At 47.7% G+C, this 21,832-nt stretch carries 19 protein-coding genes and 2 pseudogenes; 13 read left to right on the forward strand and 8 right to left on the reverse strand.

What is annotated here, in order from left to right; translation table 11 throughout:
- Positions 1 to 48 precede the first annotated feature (48 nt).
- On the reverse strand, positions 49 to 3,600 hold the full coding sequence (gene smc, locus SIB83_RS09655; protein ID WP_413745686.1) for a chromosome segregation protein SMC: 3,552 nt from the start codon (positions 3,598 to 3,600) through the stop codon (positions 49 to 51).
- Positions 3,601 to 3,704: 104 nt separating this feature from the next.
- Positions 3,705 to 4,115, reverse strand: coding sequence for a hypothetical protein (locus tag SIB83_RS09660; RefSeq protein ID WP_413745687.1), 411 nt, complete (start codon positions 4,113 to 4,115; stop codon positions 3,705 to 3,707).
- Positions 4,116 to 4,179: 64 nt separating this feature from the next.
- Here SIB83_RS09660 and SIB83_RS09665 point away from each other — a divergent pair, with 64 nt between their 5' ends.
- The gene (locus tag SIB83_RS09665) at positions 4,180 to 4,620 is read left to right on the forward strand and encodes a glycine zipper domain-containing protein (RefSeq protein WP_413745688.1); all 441 of its coding nucleotides are present in this window, start codon (positions 4,180 to 4,182) and stop codon (positions 4,618 to 4,620) included.
- Positions 4,617 to 5,015, forward strand: a complete 399-nt coding sequence (locus SIB83_RS09670) for a phage holin family protein (protein ID WP_413745689.1) — start codon at positions 4,617 to 4,619, stop codon at positions 5,013 to 5,015. Before SIB83_RS09665 ends, SIB83_RS09670 begins: the two co-directional genes overlap by 4 nt.
- Before the next feature lie 11 nt (positions 5,016 to 5,026).
- Here SIB83_RS09670 and SIB83_RS09675 read toward each other — a convergent pair whose 3' ends face one another.
- Positions 5,027 to 6,220, reverse strand: coding sequence for a THUMP domain-containing class I SAM-dependent RNA methyltransferase (locus tag SIB83_RS09675; RefSeq protein WP_413745690.1), 1,194 nt, complete (start codon positions 6,218 to 6,220; stop codon positions 5,027 to 5,029).
- Between the two features lie 57 nt (positions 6,221 to 6,277).
- Entirely contained in the window at positions 6,278 to 6,427 is a 150-nt protein-coding gene (locus tag SIB83_RS09680) for a hypothetical protein (protein WP_413405416.1), read from the reverse strand.
- A 212-nt stretch (positions 6,428 to 6,639) separates the two neighbouring features.
- On the opposite strand from SIB83_RS09680, the gene SIB83_RS09685 reads away from it, so the two are divergent.
- On the forward strand, positions 6,640 to 6,864 hold the full coding sequence (locus SIB83_RS09685; protein ID WP_413405418.1) for a hypothetical protein: 225 nt from the start codon (positions 6,640 to 6,642) through the stop codon (positions 6,862 to 6,864).
- 314 nt (positions 6,865 to 7,178) lie between these two features.
- Here SIB83_RS09685 and SIB83_RS09690 read toward each other — a convergent pair.
- Positions 7,179 to 7,514: pseudogene (locus SIB83_RS09690) on the reverse strand (hypothetical protein).
- A gap of 1,120 nt (positions 7,515 to 8,634) precedes the next feature.
- On the opposite strand from SIB83_RS09690, the gene SIB83_RS09695 reads away from it, so the two are divergent.
- Positions 8,635 to 8,715, forward strand: coding sequence for a hypothetical protein (locus SIB83_RS09695; protein WP_413406275.1), 81 nt, complete (start codon positions 8,635 to 8,637; stop codon positions 8,713 to 8,715).
- 239 nt (positions 8,716 to 8,954) lie between these two features.
- Complete coding sequence (locus SIB83_RS09700; RefSeq protein WP_413745691.1) at positions 8,955 to 9,971, forward strand: hypothetical protein; 1,017 nt, start codon at positions 8,955 to 8,957, stop codon at positions 9,969 to 9,971.
- Between the two features lie 426 nt (positions 9,972 to 10,397).
- Here the strand turns inward: SIB83_RS09700 and SIB83_RS09705 are convergent, their stop codons facing one another.
- A complete protein-coding gene (locus SIB83_RS09705) occupies positions 10,398 to 11,192 on the reverse strand; it encodes a LuxR C-terminal-related transcriptional regulator (protein ID WP_413745692.1) in 795 nt (264 codons plus the stop codon).
- Between the two features lie 356 nt (positions 11,193 to 11,548).
- Here SIB83_RS09705 and SIB83_RS09710 point away from each other — a divergent pair, with 356 nt between their 5' ends.
- Positions 11,549 to 11,995 (forward strand): MAPEG family protein, encoded by a 447-nt coding sequence (locus SIB83_RS09710; protein WP_413745693.1) that lies wholly within the window; start codon positions 11,549 to 11,551, stop codon positions 11,993 to 11,995.
- A 670-nt stretch (positions 11,996 to 12,665) separates the two neighbouring features.
- Here SIB83_RS09710 and psbE read toward each other — a convergent pair.
- A pseudogene (gene psbE, locus SIB83_RS09715) lies at positions 12,666 to 12,749 on the reverse strand (cytochrome b559 subunit alpha); the annotation flags it as partial.
- A gap of 985 nt (positions 12,750 to 13,734) precedes the next feature.
- On the opposite strand from psbE, the gene SIB83_RS09720 reads away from it, so the two are divergent.
- The 7 genes from SIB83_RS09720 to SIB83_RS09750 all read left to right on the forward strand — a co-directional run bounded on the left by SIB83_RS09720 (position 13,735) and on the right by SIB83_RS09750 (position 21,042).
- Positions 13,735 to 13,968 carry a hypothetical protein gene (locus SIB83_RS09720; RefSeq protein ID WP_413745694.1) on the forward strand — a complete coding sequence of 78 codons (234 nt, stop codon included), beginning with the start codon at positions 13,735 to 13,737 and terminating at the stop codon, positions 13,966 to 13,968.
- Positions 13,969 to 14,205: 237 nt separating this feature from the next.
- On the forward strand, positions 14,206 to 14,469 hold the full coding sequence (locus SIB83_RS09725) for a Nif11-like leader peptide family RiPP precursor (protein ID WP_413405431.1): 264 nt from the start codon (positions 14,206 to 14,208) through the stop codon (positions 14,467 to 14,469).
- A gap of 401 nt (positions 14,470 to 14,870) precedes the next feature.
- Positions 14,871 to 15,341, forward strand: coding sequence for a hypothetical protein (locus SIB83_RS09730; RefSeq protein ID WP_413405432.1), 471 nt, complete (start codon positions 14,871 to 14,873; stop codon positions 15,339 to 15,341).
- A gap of 578 nt (positions 15,342 to 15,919) precedes the next feature.
- Positions 15,920 to 16,147: a DUF3303 domain-containing protein gene (locus SIB83_RS09735; protein ID WP_413747349.1), complete on the forward strand. Its 228-nt coding sequence runs from the start codon at positions 15,920 to 15,922 to the stop codon at positions 16,145 to 16,147.
- Between the two features lie 1,489 nt (positions 16,148 to 17,636).
- Positions 17,637 to 18,671, forward strand: a complete 1,035-nt coding sequence (locus SIB83_RS09740) for a chlorophyll a/b binding light-harvesting protein (RefSeq protein ID WP_413745695.1) — start codon at positions 17,637 to 17,639, stop codon at positions 18,669 to 18,671.
- A gap of 647 nt (positions 18,672 to 19,318) precedes the next feature.
- The gene (locus SIB83_RS09745; RefSeq protein WP_413745696.1) at positions 19,319 to 20,080 is read left to right on the forward strand and encodes an alpha/beta fold hydrolase; all 762 of its coding nucleotides are present in this window, start codon (positions 19,319 to 19,321) and stop codon (positions 20,078 to 20,080) included.
- A gap of 2 nt (positions 20,081 to 20,082) precedes the next feature.
- Entirely contained in the window at positions 20,083 to 21,042 is a 960-nt protein-coding gene (locus SIB83_RS09750; protein WP_413745697.1) for an NAD(P)/FAD-dependent oxidoreductase, read from the forward strand.
- 75 nt (positions 21,043 to 21,117) lie between these two features.
- On the opposite strand, the gene fldA is transcribed toward SIB83_RS09750, so the two are convergent.
- Positions 21,118 to 21,624: a flavodoxin FldA gene (fldA, locus tag SIB83_RS09755; RefSeq protein ID WP_413745698.1), complete on the reverse strand. Its 507-nt coding sequence runs from the start codon at positions 21,622 to 21,624 to the stop codon at positions 21,118 to 21,120.
- Positions 21,625 to 21,832: the final 208 nt, after the last annotated feature.

Here is a 21,832-nt window from a genome sequence, read left to right on the forward strand (position 1 = left end):
GCCGGAGGGATTCGTGACATTTTGGCGCAAGGCCCCTTCACTGGCTGTTCAGGCTGCATCAGGAAGGCCAACCACCTGGGTATGGGCCCCGCGGGCCTGGGTCACGCCGATCGTGCGTGTGGAGGCTCCGATCATCGGGCGGCGGTGGCTCACCACCAGAAACTGAGCCTGTTCGGCCTGGCGGGCAATGAGGGCCGCCAGGCGTTCCACATTGACCCCGTCGAGGAAGCTGTCGACCTCATCGAGCGCATAGAACGGTGATGGGCGGAAGCGCTGCAGAGCAAAGAGAAAACTGAGAGCTGTGAGCGACTTTTCTCCACCAGACATGGCCGCCAGGCGTCTGACGGCTTTGCCCTTGGGGTGGGCGACGAGTGTAAGACCACCCTCAAGAGGATCATCCGGACTGTCGAGTTGAAGCTTGCCATCGCCATCGGAAAGGCTGGCAAAGATTTCACGGAAATGGCTGTCGACCGCCTCAAAGGCCTCCATGAAGGCTTCCTGGCGCAGCGTGGCCACAGTTTCAATTCTCAGCAGCAGTTCTTCCCGCTCCTGGCTGAGCACATCCAGCCGTTCACCCAAATCGCCAAGGCGTTGTTCGAGTTCTTCCAGCTCCTCCAGGGCCAGCATGTTCACCGGCTCCAGGGATTCCATGCGCTGCTGCAATTGCTGCAGGCGTTCCTGAAGGCTCTCCAGACCACTTTCACGCAGTTCGTCGCTGATCTCCGGCAGTGGATCAGGCAGCGTTGCCCGCAGCTCTTCCAGGCGCAGTCCACCGTTGCGCAGTTGCTCCTCGAGTGAGCTGCGTTCTTCGCGCAGGCGCTCCAGTTCCCAGCGGGCCTGCTGCAGGGCTTGCCTCTGCTCAGCGACGGCAGCCTCGGCTTCATCTCTGGCGCGTCGCTCTTCTCCGAAACGGGTTTGTAGTTCCTGCTGCTGAGCTTCCAGTTCATTCCGGCGGGTTTTCAAAGCCTGTTGTTGTTCTCTCCAACGGCCATGGGCTTCAGTGAGAGCCTGAACCGCCTGCTGTAGGGCTGCTTCTTCCCGTTCAATCGTTTGCTGCTGATCCTCGAGTCTCTGTTGAGAGAGCTGTCGGTCGCGTTCCTGTTGGAGCAGCGCATCACGTTGCTGCCGTGTGGCCTCAAGACCGGAATCCACCCGTTCAAGCTCCTGCTGCAGAGCTTGCCAGCGCTCGGCATCACCACTGGCTTCCACACTGGCTTCCTGGGCATTCAGCTGCTCGAGTTCCGTCTGCAGTGGGTTCAGGCTTGTCTCCAGCTGATCAAGCCTCAAGCGGTGTTTCTGCTGGGCCTGCTGCAGTTCGCTGAGTTTGTGCTGACGCTGTTGCACCCGTTCGAGCAGCGGGCCATGGGCACGCTTGGCGGCCTGACGCTCGGCTTCCAGGGCGGCCTGGCGCTGCTCCAGTTGGCGCAGTCTTGGCCGCAATTGATCCACGGCCTCCACCAGCCGCTGTTCTTCCCTCCGACAGGCGGCCAGGGTCTCTCCAAGCTCCAGCAGTCGCTGACGCAGTGGGGCCGCTTCATCGCCTTCACTGCTGGCTCCGAAGCTGAGTCCGCCTCCGCGCTGCGAAAAGCTGCCTCCAGTCATGGCACCACTTTTTTCAAGCAGCTCACCCTCAAGGGTGACGGCCCGCGAGCGGCCAAGGAACTGTCGGGCACTGCTCAGATCGCTGAAAACCTGTGTGTCTCCGAAGACATAGGCGAACACGTCGGCATAGATCGCTTCGTAACGGATCAGGTCCACAGCTCGACCGACCAGGCCACTTGCTTCGCCGGCCTGGGGGCGGCGGCCGCGAGCTGTGGCAGCCGCAGATCCCACACCAGGGGCTCTGATTTTGTTGAGCGGCAGGAAGGTGAGTCGGCCAGCACGGCGACTTTTCAGCAGGTCTATTGCACGCGCCGCGATCCGGTCATCGTCCACCACCACCTGACCCATTCTTGCTCCGGCAGCCACTTCAAGAGCCAGGCGATGGCGTTCATCAACGTCCCCAAGCTGAGCAACAGGGCCATGAAGCCCTTCCAGGCCCGATTCGAGCAACAGTCTCAGGGCTCCAGTGCCTCTGCTTTCCTGGAGGGTTTCCCTGCGGCTGTCGTGACGGGCAATGTCGCGCTCGAGTCGTGTCTGTTCCTGTTCGAGCCTGGAACGGGTGCGTTGCTGGATGGCGACTGACTCCAGCAGCTGCTGAAGTTGCTCTCTGCCGCTGCGAACCGACTCCAGCAGGGTCTCCCACTCCTTCTCAAGCTGGGTCAGCAGTGTCTGGACCTGCTGATCTTCTGCACCGTCTCGATCCCGATCCTGTTCCAGCTCCAGATGTCGTTCTTCGTCCTGTCGCAGCCGTTCCAGCAGCTGTTGACGTTCCTCCTGAAGCGGAGTGACGCGGGCTTGAAGTTTCTGGCGTTGGCCGGAGCGCTGCTTCTGCTCTTCGAGCCAGGTGCCTGAGCGGCCTGCCACCTCTCCCAGCCGCCGCCTGGAGAGCTCCACAGCTGCTTCCGCATCTCTGCAGTCCTGTTCGGCTTTCTCCAGCAATCCATTGTCAGCATTCAGGCGCAGCTCTTCCGTTTCAGCCTGCAGTTGGCCGCGGCGGGCCTGCAGCTGATGGCGTAGTCCCTGCAGGCGCTCTCCCTCCTGTTGATGCTGGCCGGCTTGCCGTTCCAGTTCGCGGCTCTGCGGATCCAGACCGGCCAGTTCAGCCTGAACGCTCAGCAGCTGGTCTTCGCCGAGTGCCTTGACGTTGTCCTGAAGAGCCTGCAAGCGCACTGCGGCTTCCTGCAGGCTCAGGTCGCGTTGCTGGATTGACCGGGTGTCGCTGTCTTCCTTTGTCCTCAGCTGTTCCTGGCGCTGCTGCAGGCGGTGGCGTTCCGCCTGGGCTGCTTCAAAGGCCAACACCAGCTCCTGGCGGCGTCCCAGCTGCAGCTGCTCCTTAAGTTCCTGATAAGCCCTGGCCTTGGCGCAGTCCTTTTCAAGCCGCTGTCGTGCTGCAAGCAGTTCCTGCTCCACGATCCGGCAGCGATCCTGCCGCTCCTGCACCTCGTCAAGCTTGCGCCGGGTTTGTTCGATGCGCGTGTCGAACAGTGCAACACCAGCCAGCTCATCGATCAGGCCGCGGCGATCACGGTTGCTCATCGAGACGATGCGGGTCACATCGCCCTGCATCACCACATTGCTGCCTTCAGGGTCGATGCGTAGTCGTCGCAGCTGTGATTGCAGCTGCTGAAGATTGCATGGGACTCCATCAGCGCTGTAGCTGCTGCTGTAGGAACCGCCTGGCATCACCCGCAACTTGCGTGTGACGGTCCATTCCGTCTGGTCGGCGCGGATCCACGGACCCTCCTCTGGAGGCTCCAGTCCTTCCTCTGCGGCGTCAGGCTGCCACTCGGACAGATCGAAACGCACGCTGACCGTGGTTTCCGCTGACTTTCCGGCCTTCAACACATTGCTGTTGACCAGATCGGGCAGGCGATCAGCACGCATGCCCTTGCTGTTGGCCAGTCCGAGGCAAAACAACACTCCATCAAGGATGTTGCTCTTGCCAGATCCATTTGGTCCGGTCACCACCGTGAAACCCGGTTCCAGGGGGATGGTCATCGCCCCCCCGAAGGACTTGAACTGTGTTAGCCCGACCTGATTGATGTGTACCAACAGGGGCCACGGCTGTCAGCAATCTGAAATTAGCGGAGCTTCGAAAAAGCTCAAGTGCCTTGGGCGGCGTTCCTCTCATCCGGACTGCTCATGCTGCACCGGTCTGCTGTGATTTCCAGAACAACTGGTTCGCTCAGGCCGATCACAGCCATGCCTTCCAGTTCCACCTGGATCGGCTGATCGATATCAGCAGGCAGACGGCTGCGCATGGTGCCTGCCACGACACGGCGTGCCCAACCTCGATCGCCGGAGACGACGGCTGCTTCCCGCTCCAGCCAGACCAGTCGATGAGGAGGTATCCGTGTGGCCCTCACTGCGGGACCGTTCAGGCGTGGGATCGCCTCCAGCCGCCAGCTGCGACAGCTGTTCCCGTCCTCAAGCAACAGGTCGAGGTGGCAGCCATAAGGGTCGTCCGGTGCAGCGAAATGTTCGAGCAGGGCGTAGCGCAACCGTTTACCCATCAATGCCAATGGGTTTCATCTCTGAGTTACCACCCTTACTCTGCGTTTGGCTGTCAGGAACATCATGGATTCAGCTCCTACTCCAACCGATGCCCCTGAGGATTCCCAGGATCTCGCTTACCGCTTTCGTGATCGCTTTGAAAGCCTTTTGCCGGAGATCCAAAAGCGCTGGCCAGAGGTCACCCATCAAGCTCTGGAAGCCACCCGCGGCAGTTTCGATGAGGTGGTGCATCTGATTTCCACCCACAGCGACCGCGCTGCCAGCATCGTGTCGGTTCAGCTTGAGGAGTTGCTGCATCAGGCAGGCGATCGCTCTCGAAGCCTGGCTGACAATCTCGATCCGCTGGAAGAGCAGCTGGAGCATCTGCTCGATGAGCTCAACAGAACGCTGAGGCCGAAGCTTGAAAAGCCTGTGCGAGAAAGACCTCTGATGTCACTCGCTGTGGCCGCTGGTGTGGGGGTTCTTGTGGGTGCGCTACTGACCGGTGGAAGGAGATCCTCATGAGTGAACTGCCACGTTCCGAGCAACCGCGCTCCAGAGGCCTTGGTGCCGCTGCCCGGGTCACGGCACTCGCGGGTTCGGTGATGGATCTGCACGTCCGCATTGCACTCCAGGAGGTGGATCGCGAGAAACGCCGCCTGATCAGCGGTGGTGTGTTTCTGGCCATGGGCGGCACGTTGATGCTGATGACCCTTGTTGCTGGAGAAGCCGCCCTGCTGGTCTGGATGCTGGAGTCGTGGGGTTGGTCGTTGATCCAATCGCTGCTGGCGATGGCGATTCTCAATCTGGTGGTGGCCGGTTTCAGCCTGCGGATTGGTGGTCAGCTCGCCAAGGGACCGTATCTGCCTCAGACGCTGGAAGGTCTGCTCCGCACCACGCGGGCTGTTCTCGGTAAGTGAGCCGCCTGCGCTCAGTCTTTCCGGAGGCTTGAATCCGGCGAGCGTCTGTTCAGTTCGTAATGCAGCCAGCGGCAATCCAGGCCACCGTTACTGACAGGGATCCTGCGTTTCGCTTTGAGACGCAGAGATCCGGTCAGCTCCCTGTTGCCGCTGAGAAGCCATAAATCCCAGCCTCCATAGTTGTTTTTCAGCACCTCTCCCAGCTCTCTGTAGAGCTTCTCAAGTTCGGCACTGTTGCCCAGCCGCACTCCATAAGGGGGGTTGCAGACCACCACGCCTCGGTGTTGCTCAGGAGGAGGTGCATCCCTGAAATCGCCTTCAAACACTGTGATCACGTCCTCGAGGCCTGCTGCGCTCACGTTGTCGCGGGCCTGCTGGGCGATGTTGTGGTCCTGCTCGTAACCAATGATTTGTGGGGCTGCCTGGGCGGGTTGCTGTCTTGTTCTTGCTCGTTGCTGTTCCGAATCCCAGAGCTTCCCTTCGAAGTCCGCCCATGATTCGAGCAGGAAATTGCGATGCAGCCCTGGGAATCTCTGCAATGCCATGGCTGCTGCTTCGATCAGCAGCGTTCCCGAACCACAGCAGGGATCCGTCAGAGGGCTGGTTCCATCCCAGCCGGTGAGTCTGATCAGACCGGCTGCCAGGTTTTCCTTCAGCGGAGCAGCACCAACAGCTGCCCGGTATCCCCGGCGGTGGAGGCTGCCACCGCTGCCATCCAGGCTGAGCACTGCTTCACCACGATGCACGTGAACATGCAGACAGAGATCGGGATCATCCAGATCGATGGATGACCGTCTTCCCCAGAGTGCACGCTGAAGATCAATCAGAGCGTTTTTCACCTGCAGCGCCGTGAAGTGGCTGTGATTCAGCCCTGGAGCATTGCCAGTCACATCCACACGGAAGCTCATCGATGGGTGAAGCCAGCGTTCCCAGTCGAGAGCCTGCTGCACGCCCTTGTGAAGCGAATCTCGGCCGTCGCAGCGGAAGCGCGCCATTTCCCGCAGAAGCCTGAACGGCAGACGAGATTGCAGGTGAAGCCTGTAAAGACAGGCCATGTCGCCTTCAAAGGATGCTGCACGTCGCAGGGGCGTGACCTGCTTGGCACCGAGTGCCTGCAACTCCTGACAGCCGATCTCTTCGAAACCCTGGGGCAACACTGCGACGCCACGAATGCCCTGTGGTGAGGGTCGTTGCTTTTTCCCCAAATCCGCTGCTCCGCTTCACCACTGCTGTCAGAATGACACTGTCCGATTTTGATCGGACTAGGTGATCCACACCAGTGTTTCGGACAGCGGTTCGATTCCGCTCAGCTCCATTCCCCCCTTTTCCGGGGCTGCAATGGTTTCGACGGGGCATGAGGAGGGTGACTGAAGCCTGCTCGGTAAGAGCAAACCCGTAACTGCGAACAACATCGTTCGTTTCTCCCGTCAAGCAGCCCCTGTTGCTGCCTGATCCTTAAAGGAGATGGGGTGAAGTCAGCCTTATCACCCAAGTGACTCGCGGGGGCTGGAAGGCCCCCACCACTGTTCCTTCACAACAGTTTCTGACTTTTATACGTCCACTTGAATCGGCTCTGATTGTCATTTGATGGTGCCCAGGTACCACCGACATGCAGAGTGTGGTCATGAATCAGCCAAGTCTTCAACAACTCAGATCACTGCGGCTCGATGCACTAGCCCGTGACGACAGGGCTGTGGCTGATCTCAATGCTCGCATCTCCAACTCTCCTGATTATCTGGTGGAGGAGTTGATGAACAACCATGGGTGGCCTGCCCATGAGGCTCTTTGCGCTGTCAAGCAACTTCAGGAGAAAGTTCTTCGCAACACTTCCGAGCAGGCTGCCGCCTGAGTCTGTAGCGCTGCACGATGTGGTTCATGCGCTGACCAGCAGAAGACTCATGGATGAAGACACCAGCAAAACAACAAAAACTGTCTGGTTCTGGGCGATCGGACTGAATCTGATCGTCTGGAGCGGTTTCTCGTTTTGACAAGAGTCATGGGAATCACCCTTGATTCGGTTCATTAGGCTCTGAAGCGTTGTTGCGTGGCCACAGATCAGAGACTGAGTAGAAGAAAAGGATGTGCCATTGACTCAGAAGTCTTGAAGACAGCCTGGTGCAAAGTGATCCAGGTTGGTCGGCCGATGTCGTTAAAAACGGATGTTCAGAATTTCCGTGGGTAAGGGGGATTTCCCGCCAGCTCGACATTGATCTCCTTGCAGATATTCATCCAGGCACCCAGCCCAAAGTTCACTCCGTTTGGGCCATCGATAAAGTCTTGGAACTGTTGAGCCGTGGTCCCTACTCGAACTTCCCAGATGCAGAAGGCAGGGCTTTCAGGACCAATCGGGCAGTGGTTGTAGAAACCAGCTTTTAAGTTATTTGCAACCGCATCATCCTAACCTCCTCCGGGTGCCATTGCTTTCTGCGCTGCATCCCACTATTGCTGCGCTTTGCCAGCCCGAAACTCATGGTGAACGTGGAAGAATTTGGAAGCCATCAATCAGTGCTGGACATGCTCTGAATATTGCGTATTACAGCCATTGCAATGGTAGTTGATGTTTTCAAAACAGTTCTTACTTCTCGATAGTTGGATTTGTTGTTCGGAAAGAATCCCAAAAGACGTAGAGGTGCCCTTTTCTTTTTTTTTCAACAAGCCAGCGCCAGCTGGCTCGATGAGAGCGATTGCTTGGCGCTGCGCTCAAAAGGAAGACCTCGGTGATTTTCGCCAAAATTTAAGAATCATGGTATTGGGTGACTCATCATTCTCAGTTTTTTCGAATTAGTTTGAAATTAATCCGGTTCGGTGAATAAAAATGAATGCATTCGAGCGTATCAAAAGCAAAATCAAGACTGAGATGCTTTCGGTTTTTGTGACATTGCTTGAAATTTGTTACCAGGCCTACGGAAATGTCTGAACCAGCGCAGCAAATAAACTTTCTCTTTTGAGTTGACAGTGCGGTCTGTACACCGATAGAGGTAATCCAGTTTGCACTTATCGGATGGTTTTGCCATGGCTTAGCAGTTGGCGGTTGCTTCGATTCTTCTTGGAGTGATTTTCAACACTCGCTAATGATGGCTTTAATTAATGATGGCTTTCATTAATCGACTCACCCAGATACTGCCTTGTTCATGTATCTCTGCTGAATTAATACTGTTCCCACAGTTCTGAAAATATTTCAGGAACAGTCCAGCTCTGATGACATTTTGTTTATGCCTTGTCTCGGTGGTTGGCTGAAAACCTCATTCGGAGAGCTATCAGTTTTTTTCAGCAATCGTTTTGTTGCAATAAGCATGCTGAGATTGTGCCCAGAGCTGATACCACCTGGTTGAGTTGGTGGTTGGAATGTGCCTGATGTCTTGAGCGGTGAATGCCACTGAGGGCAGATAATGACTGGCTTCTCGAATGCAGTGCAATTCTTTTTCCATTGTTCTCCTGGCTTCGTCTTCCCAATGAGTAGCTGTATCGCTGATCAATCACCGCCTATGTGGGCTGATCCACACAGGCGCAAGCAATGAAGCGATGTTTTCACATTAGGATTTCTCCTGAAGTGATTGTTTTAAACGAAGAACCATTGCGGCATCATCCTTCTGCGTAGTCGGCGTTGGTCGAAATCACGGTGCTCGACTTCAATCTCAGCAATACCTTTGAAGAATACAAAAATTATATGGAAGCGCCTGATCAGCAGGTAATGTTCTAAGAATTGGCATCAAAATGTTTGATTGAGTTGTTCCGCAAAATGACCCTGATAGGACAATTGTCATATTCAAGAGCCCGAAAATGTATTGAATGACATTGCTATGAATTCATTGACTAGCCTCTTGTTGAGTCTCTGGTTATTTTGATGAGGCGACAGTGATCACAAGTTTGCTTAATAGGTTTGGGTGATGCAAAGAATTGTGGTATTGGCAGTATGTCTCTATGCGGTGCGATGATCTGATGATGTCAGTTATTCAGTACCCGGTGATCGATATTAATGTCTGGATGATCATTGGCTTTCTGCTTGCCGCCTTTTCAGTCGTTTCCAACGACTCCCTGCAAACGCTTGGTACTTATATCTCCTCCAACCGACAGCGAACACCCAAGAGTGTTCAGATGGTTTTTGTTTGTAACGTTACGATTTTTGTCCTGTTTCTGGGTTGGTCGATCAATCATGGGGAGAGCGCTTGGGGACGTTTGCAGTTATTTCCCGTACCCGAACCTTTTACCTGGGCTTACATCATTCCTCCTGTTGCAGTCTTAGCACTGACAGCCTGGGGTGCACCTGTAAGTACATCATTTCTGGTGCTTTCTTCGTTCGTTCCTGAAAATATAGTGAAGCTTTTAGGTAGTTCAATTTCCGGCTATGTCATGGCATTTTTTCTAGGACTTGCCTTCTGGGGACTGGGAGGATGGCTTTTAGAAAGATGGATTTTTCGACGTAATCAGGAATCAAAAGATATCAATAAAATTTGGTTTGTCGTCCAGTGGTTTTCGACTGGTTTCCTATGGAGTATGTGGTTAATTCAGGACATGGCGAATATTTTTGTTTACTTACCTCGCAATCTTGATCTCACTTCCATGCTCGTGTGCACTCTGATTCTTTGCATGGGTCTTTGTTTTTTGATCGTGGTTGGTGGTGGTCCGATTCAGGGTGTTTTGCGCTCCAAAACGAACACTACCGATTTACGATCAGCCACTGTGATTGACTTCATGTTTGGTCTTTGTCTACTCTACAGAGCATTTATAAGCAACTTTCCCTTGAGTACAACTTGGGTTTTTCTTGGTTTACTTGGAGGCAGAGAACTAGCCTTGCGGATTAAGGAACACGCACAAACCACTGTTTTCACCAACCAGACGCACGGAAGTCTAGTGAGGGTGATTGGCAGTGATCTTGGAAAAGCATCCGTCGGGCTTGTCCTGAGTTTGCTGATTGCACTTGGAATACAGCCCTTGATAGCCTGGAGCAGTCTGTAACCGCTTACTCCGGGAAAGTGAGAGTTACTGGGCTGTTTGATTGATTTTGTAGATGCTTAATACAAGACAGGCAGTCCCAAAGCTGACAAACAGAACAAGCAGATTCTCACTGGTCATGGACTTGATCTAAGTACAAATACTCTAAGAGCTCTGTCCCTCTGTCGTGGCTGACAGCGGTTTTTGAATGGTTGAGGACTGTCTGCGTATGGTGGGTGAGCAGACATCGCCATTAATTTTTGATGAGAATAATATTCCTCTGGACTCACGCCTGTAGTTAACAAGCATGATGAATCAGGATTTGATGGAAACAACAGAATATTATCCCTGGCGATATCGATTGGTTGTTGCGGTTCAATTAAACACGATTAAAAGCTGAGATTGTTTTTAACCCTGGATTGAGTCGGTTCAGTCTTTAACTATAACAATCTATAGGTCAACTTCCACAAGGCCATGTGTTAAAGCAAATACAGCGGCTTGAGTTCTGTCTCTAACACCCAGTTTTTGAATTGTTGTACTGACGTGGCTCTTAATTGTTTCAGAGGATAAAAATAATGATTCTGCGATTTCAGAATTCTTCATGCCTTGGATAATGCAGCGCAGAACTTCTCGTTCTCGTTCAGAGAGTGCATCGATGAATTTAGGTGCTTGTTTGATCTTGGCTGTTGCTGCTGCACGAACTGATTTTGGGTAATAAACACCGCCATCATTTGTTGTGGTCAGTGCCTTGATAAAGTCTCCATGACCCGATCCCACGGACGAAATAAACATGACGCCATCTGCTCCAGCGTCCATTGCTTCATGGACAACGTCAGTTGTTTCTCTTCCCAGAAAAATGAGCGCAATGATTTTTGGATTATGTAACTTTACCTTTTCGACAAGACGAATGCCATATCCTTTTTCAAGATCTTCACTTGTGATTAATAGATCGGGGTTCGTTTGAAGCTGCAATTCCAGACCTTCGTCCTCAGTTGTTGCTCCACCAACCAGTGATTGTAAAATTGGCGAGCATAGACATAATGCTGTGAGAGTTAATCGATTTTTGCTGCACACCAAGACTCTTTTATCTTTGAGTAGTTTATGGCATTGATCAGCTGCTTGCATAAGTGGCTGATCTTTTGGGTTGATGAGCACGCGCAGAACATCATCTGAAATCATTCTACTAGAGCGTTGTTTGAATGCAATTCTTTTCGTTTTTGTTTGCTTGATTCGGATCAAGCTCATCTTGCGCAGGACGCATCATTTCCACCAACACTGCTGAGCAAGTGACTTTTTTAATGATCACAATCATCTTTTGGTGTTTGTTTTCTTTATACGTCCATTTTGATTTATCGACGAATTGGTGGAAGGAATGCGGATGTGGCTGTTTCGTGTTGGGCGAATATTGATCATTTGCAGTGTTGATTATCTTTCGCTCAGGCGCCAGTATTTTTAAAAAGCATTATTTTGCTTGCAAGTATTGATTGATGCTCTGTTCGTGCTTCGCTCGGATTTCAGGGTTGAAATTTAAAAAATTAATTCTGTCAATTCAGCAGTAATGATTAGAATATTCGTATCAAATGATTTTGCGCTTTGTCTCAGTGTCTTTCCTCTCGTCTCCAGCCTATGCCGAAGCTGTGCCATACGTGTGGTCGCTTGTTTTGTCGTTCTTCATGGTGATTTTGAGCATTGCCTCTCTTTATGCGGCTCGGTTTAACTCACAGTTTGAGATGAGTGATTTGTCGTCTCTGCGTACAATGTTTGATCGTTATCCAGCTTGGGGAAAAAGGGCAAGTTGGGCACAAAAAAATAGCTTTGAATCGTTTACGCTGCACGCTCCGGCAGCGTTATTGGCCATCCTTGTTGTTTTGAGTGGTCTCGATCTTCCTCCTATTGCCACCTTTGTTGCTGTTGCTCATCCAATTCTTCGAGCGATCTACGTCATTGTGTACATATCGAATCTTGCTTTCTTGAGGTCGCTTACCTGGGCTCTTGGTTTGATCTGTAGTGGTACTATTTATGGTCTTTGCTTGTCGGTAATCACTTAACTTTGAAACTGTTTTTTTGTGATAAATCGATCGCACACCACAGCTTCTTGAAATGACAACGATATTCTTATGATGTAATTTTGGTAAACAAAGCCGATATTTTTCACCCCCAATCTTGTTGACTATCCAGATGGTCAACAAATTTTTGGATGATTTTGATGCAGAAAGCATGATCCACCCCATGAACAGACTTCCAGCTTTCATACATTACGCCTAGATCTTCCCAGGCATCTTCATACACCGAATCGGGATAGTTATTGCATTCTATGGTTGACAACAGTTGACTCCCGTTTCTAATGGTTTTAATATTCAGGTCCTTGTTTTGATCACTTTTTATTGATTCTTAACGAGTTGTCTGTTCCTGGCTTTGGATCTGCCTGATATCAGGCTGATTCGTGCGGGCTTTGCTGAATTTTTGAAGGCTAGGTTATATTTTTGAATTCTAATAACTTGAATTTTTGGCTGTAAAACTTTAGTGGCGGCTGCTTTTGCGCTCATTGCTTAATCACAAAAATAATACATTTTATTCAAATTGTTCTGAGCACGGCTGATATATTTGCCGACTAAAATTTGGCATGCTTCAAATATTTTTGCTGTGACCACTCTTGTTGCTTCATTACTAGGTATAGGAAATTGGTGAATGCATCTTCCTTTTGAAGTTTACTTATAACGAGTCGTAGGCCAGTCCTGTTGATACGAATAAAAAACCTGCAATAAAAATGCCTGCGTAAATCAGGAGTACTCGCGTGCTCACAGGACGTCCTGCAGATCAAATAGACTCGTAGCATTCTTGATGACGGCTTCAATGTGTTGTGTAACACCAGCCTCCTTGAGTGATATGCATTATGGTCAATTGAATTTTTGATGTGATGCAAAAATTACTAGCCTTGTTCACCAATTTGTTCCAAACGTTCTTCAATGTTTTGAAGGGAGGTGACCGATGGTTCTTGGTGATTGATGAGGTTGTTGTTGCTCAAGAAACCATCGAGAGTCGGAACAAGCAGCTTGAAGAGATGAGGATAAACTCAGCACGCCGAGATGATTTCAACCGTCGTTATGAGTTGCAGTGCCTTAATTCTTCTGATCATTTAACATTTTCAGAGATTTGGTCAACTTTGAACCCGATATCTATTTTTAATTTCTTGAGGTATAGTTTGAGTGACGTTGTGTAATCTATTCCGAAACGATCATGCTTTCTATATGCTTTTATTGGAATTTAATTTCCACTAAAAGCATAAATTTTTCGTGTTTTCCTTTATAGGCGTCAAAACAAGGTCATTATGTTTCTTTTCAGTACTAGGTTTGTCGTTCGCTTCGTGGATGTAGCCAATGTTGCCAAGGCGTCGAATCATGCAAATTCATTCTTCATACGAATTCATGAAGTTCTATACTACGCACATCTGAGCTTTTTATCATCGGCGACCTTACTCCAAAGAGCATTCCTGTTCGAACCCTTCGACGTGGGTACATCAGTGAGTTTATTAGCATGGCCAAAACTGTGCAACCGCAGGGTTTTGCGCCTTCGGAAATTGATAATTTAGAAACTTTCAATTATATGGAAGTTGCTTCTCGCGTCAAAAAATAACTATCAATAATTGGCATCCTTTTAACTTTATATTGCCACAAAAGTGTTGAGAGTATTTTATAAAGCGCTTATGGCCTATCTAAAAATTTAGTCCTATTTGAGTATGGTCATTATTTATTTTTGATTAGAATATGAGGAGCCTTTTTTTATTTTAATGTATTTTTTTGTAGATTCCGATGAGAATATTGATGTGATTTGGCAAAAAATCATTGAAACGATGAACTCTGGTTTGTCTAAAACTATATGTCCTAATGCTTCTAGTTTTATTACGACGAATGATGGGCTTGAATGCATAGTTCGTACAGCTAAAGGCGAATTGTTGGCTAATTGTTATTCAGAAGATAATCGCATGGGTGGCAGGCGATGGACAATTATGCTTGTCGGTTAATTAACCCTATAACAGCAGATTGCAATTTTAAGTGGATCGCAATTGTTTCTGATTCTTGCTTTACCTATAATTTGTTTTTCGTCTACCGCATGATAAGCTAGTCATTTTTATTTGCATCTTGATTTTTCTTTGTTGAACAATTTTGTCGATTTGTTGACTGACTTAATCTAAAGTTTGTTTCCTGATTGTTAGCAATTCCACGATTAGTCGTATGGTTGTATCTGATTTTAGATTTTTATGACTCAGCAATCCCAATTACCTTTTTACATGGGAAGACTCAGAGACTGTCAGCGGGCCGAAAAAGATCTCTGCTTTTTCCTCGCACGTCTCAAGAACGATCATGTTCTCCAGCAGAAAATTAGGATGGCCAACAATGAAGATCATGTTGTTGCGATTGCCTTGGCAGAGGGCTTTGTTCTCGATAAGGAAAAGTTTTGGTTGTTTGAATCAAACGATTTCAAGCGACACGTTGAGCGCAGAGGTTTTTATATTAAAAAATAAATATCCTGACTTTTGCTCATTAATGTTTTTCTGTGAGAATTGGATTGGCATTTTAGACGTTTAGCCCTATTAATTCTACCTGCCGTTGTTTTTTTGCCGCCGTTTCTTCGGAATAATTCGACTTTGAATAAATCTTGTTTTGTTTATACTACACTCGCTAGATTGGAGCATCATGCTTCTCCATTCTGGATATTTTGAAACAAGGTCATTGAGACTGCGGTCTTAATGTGCATCAATTGTTCAAAAGATGATGCAATAATTGATCTGATGGTTTGGATTACGGCTGTTCCACTACTGTTTAATTGAGGTGCGTCAATCGATACATCTGTGTGCATAGTTGCATTTGCCGATTTCTTTGATTTGCAGCATTGTGATTTTGAGATTTACCTGGAATGAACTTCTTGAATAAACGATTTTTTCTAGGCTTCTTTTCCTTTCTCATTTCTATTTTTATTTCTGCTACTGCCGTCGAAGCACTTGATCTCGAATTGAGTCAGCTTGATCTAGTGAAGTGCGATACAGCTGACCCTGCATCGAAGCAGCCCAAGGGATATCGTTCTGGTTGCTACATATTAGATGGACAAATCAGAAGCGACGCGCAAAGTGTGATTAAAGATGTGGATGTTTTTGCTTTTATCTATGATGCATCAGGCGAAGAAGTACTTCCAAATCGTCCAAGAATTGGATCTATTAATAATGTGCCTGTAGGCACTAGCCAATTTTCTGTTCGTGTACCAATACCTAATTTTGCTGTACCACCTTTCACGATCAAAAAAGCCAAAGCCAGGGTGGCAATACCAGTCCCAACAATTTCTCAGGATCCGTCCGACGAGGACATACTTCCTCTTGAACGTGATATAAATTTTAAATAGTCTCTTAGTGTCCCTTTATCCAAAAATACATTTCTTTATTCAATTACTTATATAGTGATCTGGCTATCTTCAATCCGTCTTTTTGTTTTAGCTGTTTTGGCTTGCCTGTGACAGCCTGAATTTTCGGGGAGCGTGTGTCGTTTTTATTTCGTTGATTCTGAGCTCGAATCCAATAACTCATGAGTCGCGATCAATACGTGTTTGTATTTAGAATGATTTATCTTTATTGATACGATGTTTATCGCGCTTGGTTTGTTTCTAGCTTTCGGAATTGGACTTTTTGTTTTGTCATTATTTGAACGATTCGGTCTCTTCGTTGACATTGATCTGCTCTTTTCGCTTGTCGACTATAATTAATATTCCGCTTCCTTCTTGTTTCTGAGTTGTGCAGATTTTTTGCTCTTTCCTTATGCTGACTCACGGTGATGCATTTCACTATTGCTTGCTAAGATAATTTTCTTCGCTAATGTATTCATTGGTTCTTTTCTTTTTCGCATTTTTGTGCGACTCTGCCTGAGTCAATCATTCCATTTATGACTTTTTTGATGCATTGATCTTTTAAGACTGGATATCACGAAATTGCAGCGAAGAAATTCCTGTCCACGGGAGCACCTTTTCCCGCCTGTAAATCCTGGAAGCGCTTCCACGGCCCTGGTTCTGTAGAAGGTTGGATTCTTGTTGAAGCTGACAGTGCTGATGCCTGTTACGAGCACGCTGCTGAATGGGCAGAGTGCCTTGATTGGGAGCTGACACCAGTGCTCACCGATGATCAGGCTGGCCCGTTGATTGCCAAAGCCTATAGCTGAATATCGAGACATACAGAATGCTTCATACTATCGGTATGAAGCATTCTGAGTTGAAATTGATTAATAACCGGCTTGAGTCACGCTTGGCGCCCATGCATTGCGCTGATATTCTTAATCACAATTTTTGCTTTCAGAATACTTTCTCCAGCGATGATTGGTGATCATGTTGCTGTTTCTGAGTTGTCTGAAAAAGTGTCTAATAGTTTTTGTGTTTAATTTATCATCGTCGAATATATTTTAATTTTTCTCATTTCATTTTTATTTTTACTGTCATTAGTCGCATGTATAGGGAATGTCAGCTTAAATTTCTCGAGTACTATCTCTCCTTTTACTCTTTTCGTTGACCACCATGCTTGTAGCATTCAAGGTTCTAGATTTGACTCGATGATCCACTGTTTTGTCGCAAATGAAGCGCGCTTGGACGACCCCTCGTTCACAATTGAATTGCGACTTGGATAATCGCTGCTCATTCAGATTCATCTGTTTTGAGTAAGATGCAGGTGGGCACCGGCATCATGATTGTGGAGCTGTCGGGCTGACAGCTCCACAATCTACTATATAAAATTTTGTTAAGTCAATTCGCAAAAAAGCTGATATAGATTATTCGAGTTTTGTCTTTTGATGGTTCGTATTGTTTTTATGGACGAGGAAGATTTCGTGGATTAATGACAAAACATTTTATATCTCGCATAATTGATTTTGGAGACACAAATAAGTGCTCTGAAATCGTTTGATAAGTCCATCCTTGTTGTCTCAAGGCCATTGCAATTCTCACACGTTTGCTACGCCAGCCTTCGCTAGGCCCTAATCGTCTTGAGATCTGATTTGAGGAACTCACTGATATGTTGAGCATCAAACAATTAATTATCCGCTTTAGCGGCGTGATTGACTGTTAGTAATGATTGCACCCTTGGTAGATTTTGAATATTTCAACATGGCTGAGTAGTAAAATTCGATTGTTATCTTCAGTTTGATTAATAGTTGAGGTTTTAAATCGCGCTTGTGCGGTTTAAGATGTGTTTTTTTACTTCAGTAAAGTCGCTCCAGAACCTCTTGCGATTTTCTGCTTCTCATCCTTATTTTTATTGATTTCAGAAGAAGTTTACCGTAGTCGCTTTCACAGCACGCGAGGGCTACCTGGATGTGCTGTAGCCCATTCGATAAGGCTGATTTGTTTGGCTTGAACTGAGGTTGTTGTCGACAGTATCGTGCGGATTTCGATTCAGTTTTGATTTTGCCAGCCCTGACAATTGCTGAGCATCTGTTTTGTATATCATCAAGCCTCGTATCCTTCCAAGTAAAATTTACCTTTTAGAAGATTTGGCCACCATTCATGGCGCTTCAGCAATGCCCCTGTCATCCGCTACATGCATGGGTTAAAAAAGAAAATTTTGATCGTCTCATAAAATTTCAGCTTGAAAACTATTGTTAACGGATGATTGGAGCAAATTGATTGGTACTTAAGTTGTGATTGCCTTTCATTTTCCCAATGCAATCGTATGGAAATTCATCAGTCACTTATGACTGGTGGGCGGGAAATTCTGGAGTAGCGAAGCGCTCCGGCTCTTTCATCGCTGCGCATGCTGCACATGCCGGTCTCATCATGTTCTGGGCCGGAGCATTTACTCTTTTTGAACTCGCTCGATACGACGGCTCCCTTCCGATGGGTGAGCAGGGTCTGATTTTGATTCCTCACCTTGCTGGTTTAGGTCTCGGTGTTGGGGATGGTGGAGTCATCATTGACCAACAGCCCTTGATCGTGGTCGCTGCAACTCACCTGGTTTCTTCAGCCGTACTTGGTGCTGCAGGCATCTGGCACACACTGAGAGCTCCCAAGGATCTTTCAGAGGCAACAGGACGGGCGAAAAAGTTTGATTTCAGTTGGGACGATCCCAAAAAGTTGACTTTCATCCTTGGCCATCACCTGATCTTCCTTGGCGTGGGCGTCATCGCATTCGTTGAGTGGGCTCGTGTTCACGGTATTTATGATGCTTCTATCGGGGCTGTTCGTACTGTTGAGCCTAATATCGACCTGGGAATGGTTTGGGGTTATCAAACAAACTTCCTGACAATCAGCAGTCTTGAAGATGTAATGGGTGGCCATGCTGTTTTGGCGTTCATCCTCACCTTTGGAGGTGTTTGGCATATCATCAGTTCACCTTTTGGTCCGTTCAAAAAAGTCCTTATTTACAATGGTGAGTCGATCCTTTCTTACTCACTTGCTGGCATCGCATTGATGGGTTTTGTGACCGCCATCTGGTGTGCACAAAATACAACTATTTATCCAGTTGAATTGTATGGTGCTCCTCTGAAGCTTAATTTTGCTTTCTCTCCTTATTTCACAGACACCTCAACTCTTCCTGGTGATGCACACACAGCGCGTGCATGGCTTGCAAACACCCATTTCTATCTCGCATTCTTCTTCCTCCAGGGTCATCTCTGGCATGCTTTGAGAGGAATGGGTTTCAATTTCAAGAGTGTTGTTAATGCATTCGAGTCTATGGATAAAGCAAAAATCAACTGATTTTATCTTTGTTCTTTAATCAACCAAAGCCCCTTCTCCAGGGGCTTTTTTAATGTCATTAGATCGTTGCTATGCAGTCGCAGTCCTCATACTTCGATTGCCATACCCCCACTTGTACTGCTTCCCCAAGGATCAAAGCAAACTGCTAGACCCTTTCAGTTCAATCTCGTTAAAGGCAAGATGTTCATAGATCAGCTCACTGATCAGTCATCTGTTTCTGCTGAGCTCCAGCAGCAGCGTTGTTTTGCATGGAACGCTACAACGATGCTTTTTATACTGGGTTGTTGTGTGTGATTCGTTTATTTTTGCTTAATAATTGAGAGCTATTGTTTTGATTAGTGCTCGATCGGAATTTTTCTCTAATGAGTCAAGGATTGTAGACCTATACCTTGCGACAACCTGCTCGGGTTCCATCACTGATAGCGCCTATCAATCGTTGGTCTGTCTTGAAGAATCCGCTGATCAGGGTGATCGGAAACTCATCAAGCATTTAAAAAAAAGAATTATGCAAGGGTCAATCCTGGTGACTGATCCTTTGTGATCAGTAGATCACTCACCAAGTCCGAAGCTATATTATACAACGCCTTGTTCGTTGTGATTTACTTCGGGTTCCGCGCTATTTCAAAATAATTGAAATGGTGCAACATATGTCTCAAGACAAGGTCCTCTGGATCGATTTGCAGCCGACCTTGCATTGTCTCAATCAGCGAGTAGCTCAATCATTGAGTCGTACGTTTGTTGTGCAACGTTGGTCTTTTCAGCACGATCTCGATGAGTCCTGTACTGTTGGCACAATTCACGAGCTGCTGAGACAGACCCTTCAGGCGTCTTCAGAGAGATACCATCTGATAGGTCATGGGCTCAGTGGCACTATTGCTGGTCTTTTTGCAGAAAAGTACCCCACCCTGGTAAAATCTCTTACATTGATATCGGTGGATACCCTTTCTGCCAACCACTGGTCCTCCCACTATCTGGGATTGAGGAGCCAGTTGCCGTCATCAAGGCAATCTATTTTGAGACATTTGTCCTCGTCACTCTTCAACACAGACAGCTCTCGTACTGTTGAAGCGTTGTCGTGTCTGCTGGCAAAATGTCTAGACACTGAATTCAATCAAGGTTCAATAATTAACAGCCAATATGTAGACAATTTGTCTTTATCTGTTGTCCCCACATTTGTCTTAAATGGCGAGCATGATTTTGTTATTGATATCAATGCGCGCGACCGCTGGTCCAAAACGCTAAAATCTGGAGATCGTTATGTTTGTATGAAGTCAGGGCGTCATTTTTTCCACTTTGATCAATCTCAACAAGTGGCAGATTTAATCACCGCATTCCTGCAAATGATTCCTGGTTCATGGATTGACAGGGAAGTCAATTGTTTTGATTTCATGTCCTTCGTTCGGAGTTGATCATGTCAGATATCTTTGAAGCCGATGTGATTATTGTTGGAGGAGGTCCTGCCGGCTGTGCGTGTGCTCTCTACACAGCTCGCTCATCACTAAAAACTTACATTTTGGATAAGAATCCAGCTGTTGGTGCGCTTGCAATTACTCATAAAATTGCGAATTATCCAGGTGTTCCTGCGGACACGTCTGGTGCAGATCTACTGAAAACAATGAGAGATCAAGCAATCAGTTATGGTGCTGAATATAAACAAGTTCAAGTATATGGCATAGATTTATCTGAATCCCAAAAGACTGTGTATACACCTGAAGGTACTTTTAAAGGAAAAACTCTTGTTTTGGCTACTGGCGCAATGGGGCGGACCTCAACATTGCCTGGAGAAGATGAGTTCTTGGGGCGCGGTGTTAGTTACTGTGCAACTTGTGATGGTGCTTTTTATAAAAATCAGCAGGTTGCTGTTTATGGATCCAATCAAGAAGCTATCGATGAAGCTCTTGTTTTGACAAAGTTTGCCTCGACCGTGCATTGGATCACCAATAGCAAGCCTAATACAAATTCTAATGGTCTTTCTCAACTTCAATCTGCACCGAATGTCCAGCATTGGAAGCGTACTCGTCTGACTTCGGTTGAGGGTGATGATTCGGGTGTCACATCTGTCAAAGTCCAAGAATCTGGAAGTCAGGAGGATTCAAGTTTGGATGTGAATGGTGTTTTTGTTTATTCCTCTGGTAGCTTACCGATCACTGATTACCTGCATGGTCAAATTCCCTTAACTGAAGAAGGTGGTGTTCAAGTCAATGACGATATGATGACTGATTTAGACGGTGTTTGGGCTATTGGTGATATTCGGAATACTCCTTTCAAGCAAGCGGTGGTTGCCTGTTCAGATGGATGTATAGCTGCAATGTCAATTGACAAGTTCCTGAACCAACGGAAAGAAATTAGAGTTGATTGGGTTCACCGTTAACGATATCTGCTCCTTCTGTATGCAAAAAAAAAGCGCCGGAGGGCGCTTTATCTATCAATGATGTTTTAAAGCAGATCAGGCTTCAGAGTTGATTTGCTCAACCCAGGCTGAAAGTCTTTGATCAGTCAATTCAGACTCATTGTCTTCATCGATGGGAAGTCCGCAGAATTTGCCATCAACGACACTTTTTGACTCGTCGAAGGTGTAACCCTCGGGAGAGACTTTGCCAATCAGTTTTGCGCCTGATTTCTGGAATGCACTGTAAAGCTCTTCCATAGCATCACAGAAGTAATCTCCATAACCTGAAGAATCTCCAAGTCCGAGAATCGCTACAGGCTTACCTGCAAAATCCTGACTAGGAATTTCAGTGATCAGATCATCCCAGGCAGTGCCTGAGCGGGCTTCATCGGCTCCTGTGTTCCAGGTTGGAATGCAGCAGACAAGAGCTTCTGCTGAAACCAATTCGTCTACACCGCTGATGCTGTCAACGTCTTTTGCATCAGTCCCTAGGAGTTCCTTCAGACGATCGGCAATATCTTCCGTTTTGCCTGTTGATGTTGCAAAGAAAATCGTGAAAGCCATAGGAATTGGATAACCAGGTCATCATCCTTGCTTTAGAGCGAGACTGTTCCTGCTTTTGACGCGCTGCTTCGTTATATCGAACACTGTGCGGCGTACTTTTGCTACATGTTTGTAACATTTTGTGTTGACACTGCAGTTTTTAGCACGCTTCGCGTCTCATCTGTAACGGCATCTCTTGTGGTGTTGTCATTTCGCGATATTCGGACAG

This window comes from Synechococcus sp. MIT S9507 (assembly GCF_047304715.1).
GTDB lineage: Bacteria > Cyanobacteriota > Cyanobacteriia > PCC-6307 > Cyanobiaceae > Synechococcus_C.

Coding starts and splice junctions, on each gene's coding strand:
- SIB83_RS09700 (WP_413745691.1), top strand. CDS start 8,955: ATGATGTCAGTTATTCAGTACCCGGTGATCGATATTAATGTCTGGATG.
- SIB83_RS09660 (WP_413745687.1), bottom strand. CDS start 4,115: ATGGGTAAACGGTTGCGCTACGCCCTGCTCGAACATTTCGCTGCACCG.
- SIB83_RS09740 (WP_413745695.1), top strand. CDS start 17,637: ATGCAATCGTATGGAAATTCATCAGTCACTTATGACTGGTGGGCGGGA.
- fldA (WP_413745698.1), bottom strand. CDS start 21,624: ATGGCTTTCACGATTTTCTTTGCAACATCAACAGGCAAAACGGAAGAT.
- SIB83_RS09665 (WP_413745688.1), top strand. CDS start 4,180: ATGGATTCAGCTCCTACTCCAACCGATGCCCCTGAGGATTCCCAGGAT.
- SIB83_RS09685 (WP_413405418.1), top strand. CDS start 6,640: ATGAATCAGCCAAGTCTTCAACAACTCAGATCACTGCGGCTCGATGCA.
- smc (WP_413745686.1), bottom strand. CDS start 3,600: ATGACCATCCCCCTGGAACCGGGTTTCACGGTGGTGACCGGACCAAAT.
- SIB83_RS09705 (WP_413745692.1), bottom strand. CDS start 11,192: ATGAGCTTGATCCGAATCAAGCAAACAAAAACGAAAAGAATTGCATTC.
- SIB83_RS09720 (WP_413745694.1), top strand. CDS start 13,735: ATGTATTTTTTTGTAGATTCCGATGAGAATATTGATGTGATTTGGCAA.
- SIB83_RS09725 (WP_413405431.1), top strand. CDS start 14,206: ATGACTCAGCAATCCCAATTACCTTTTTACATGGGAAGACTCAGAGAC.
- SIB83_RS09745 (WP_413745696.1), top strand. CDS start 19,319: ATGTCTCAAGACAAGGTCCTCTGGATCGATTTGCAGCCGACCTTGCAT.
- SIB83_RS09750 (WP_413745697.1), top strand. CDS start 20,083: ATGTCAGATATCTTTGAAGCCGATGTGATTATTGTTGGAGGAGGTCCT.
- SIB83_RS09670 (WP_413745689.1), top strand. CDS start 4,617: ATGAGTGAACTGCCACGTTCCGAGCAACCGCGCTCCAGAGGCCTTGGT.
- SIB83_RS09680 (WP_413405416.1), bottom strand. CDS start 6,427: ATGTTGTTCGCAGTTACGGGTTTGCTCTTACCGAGCAGGCTTCAGTCA.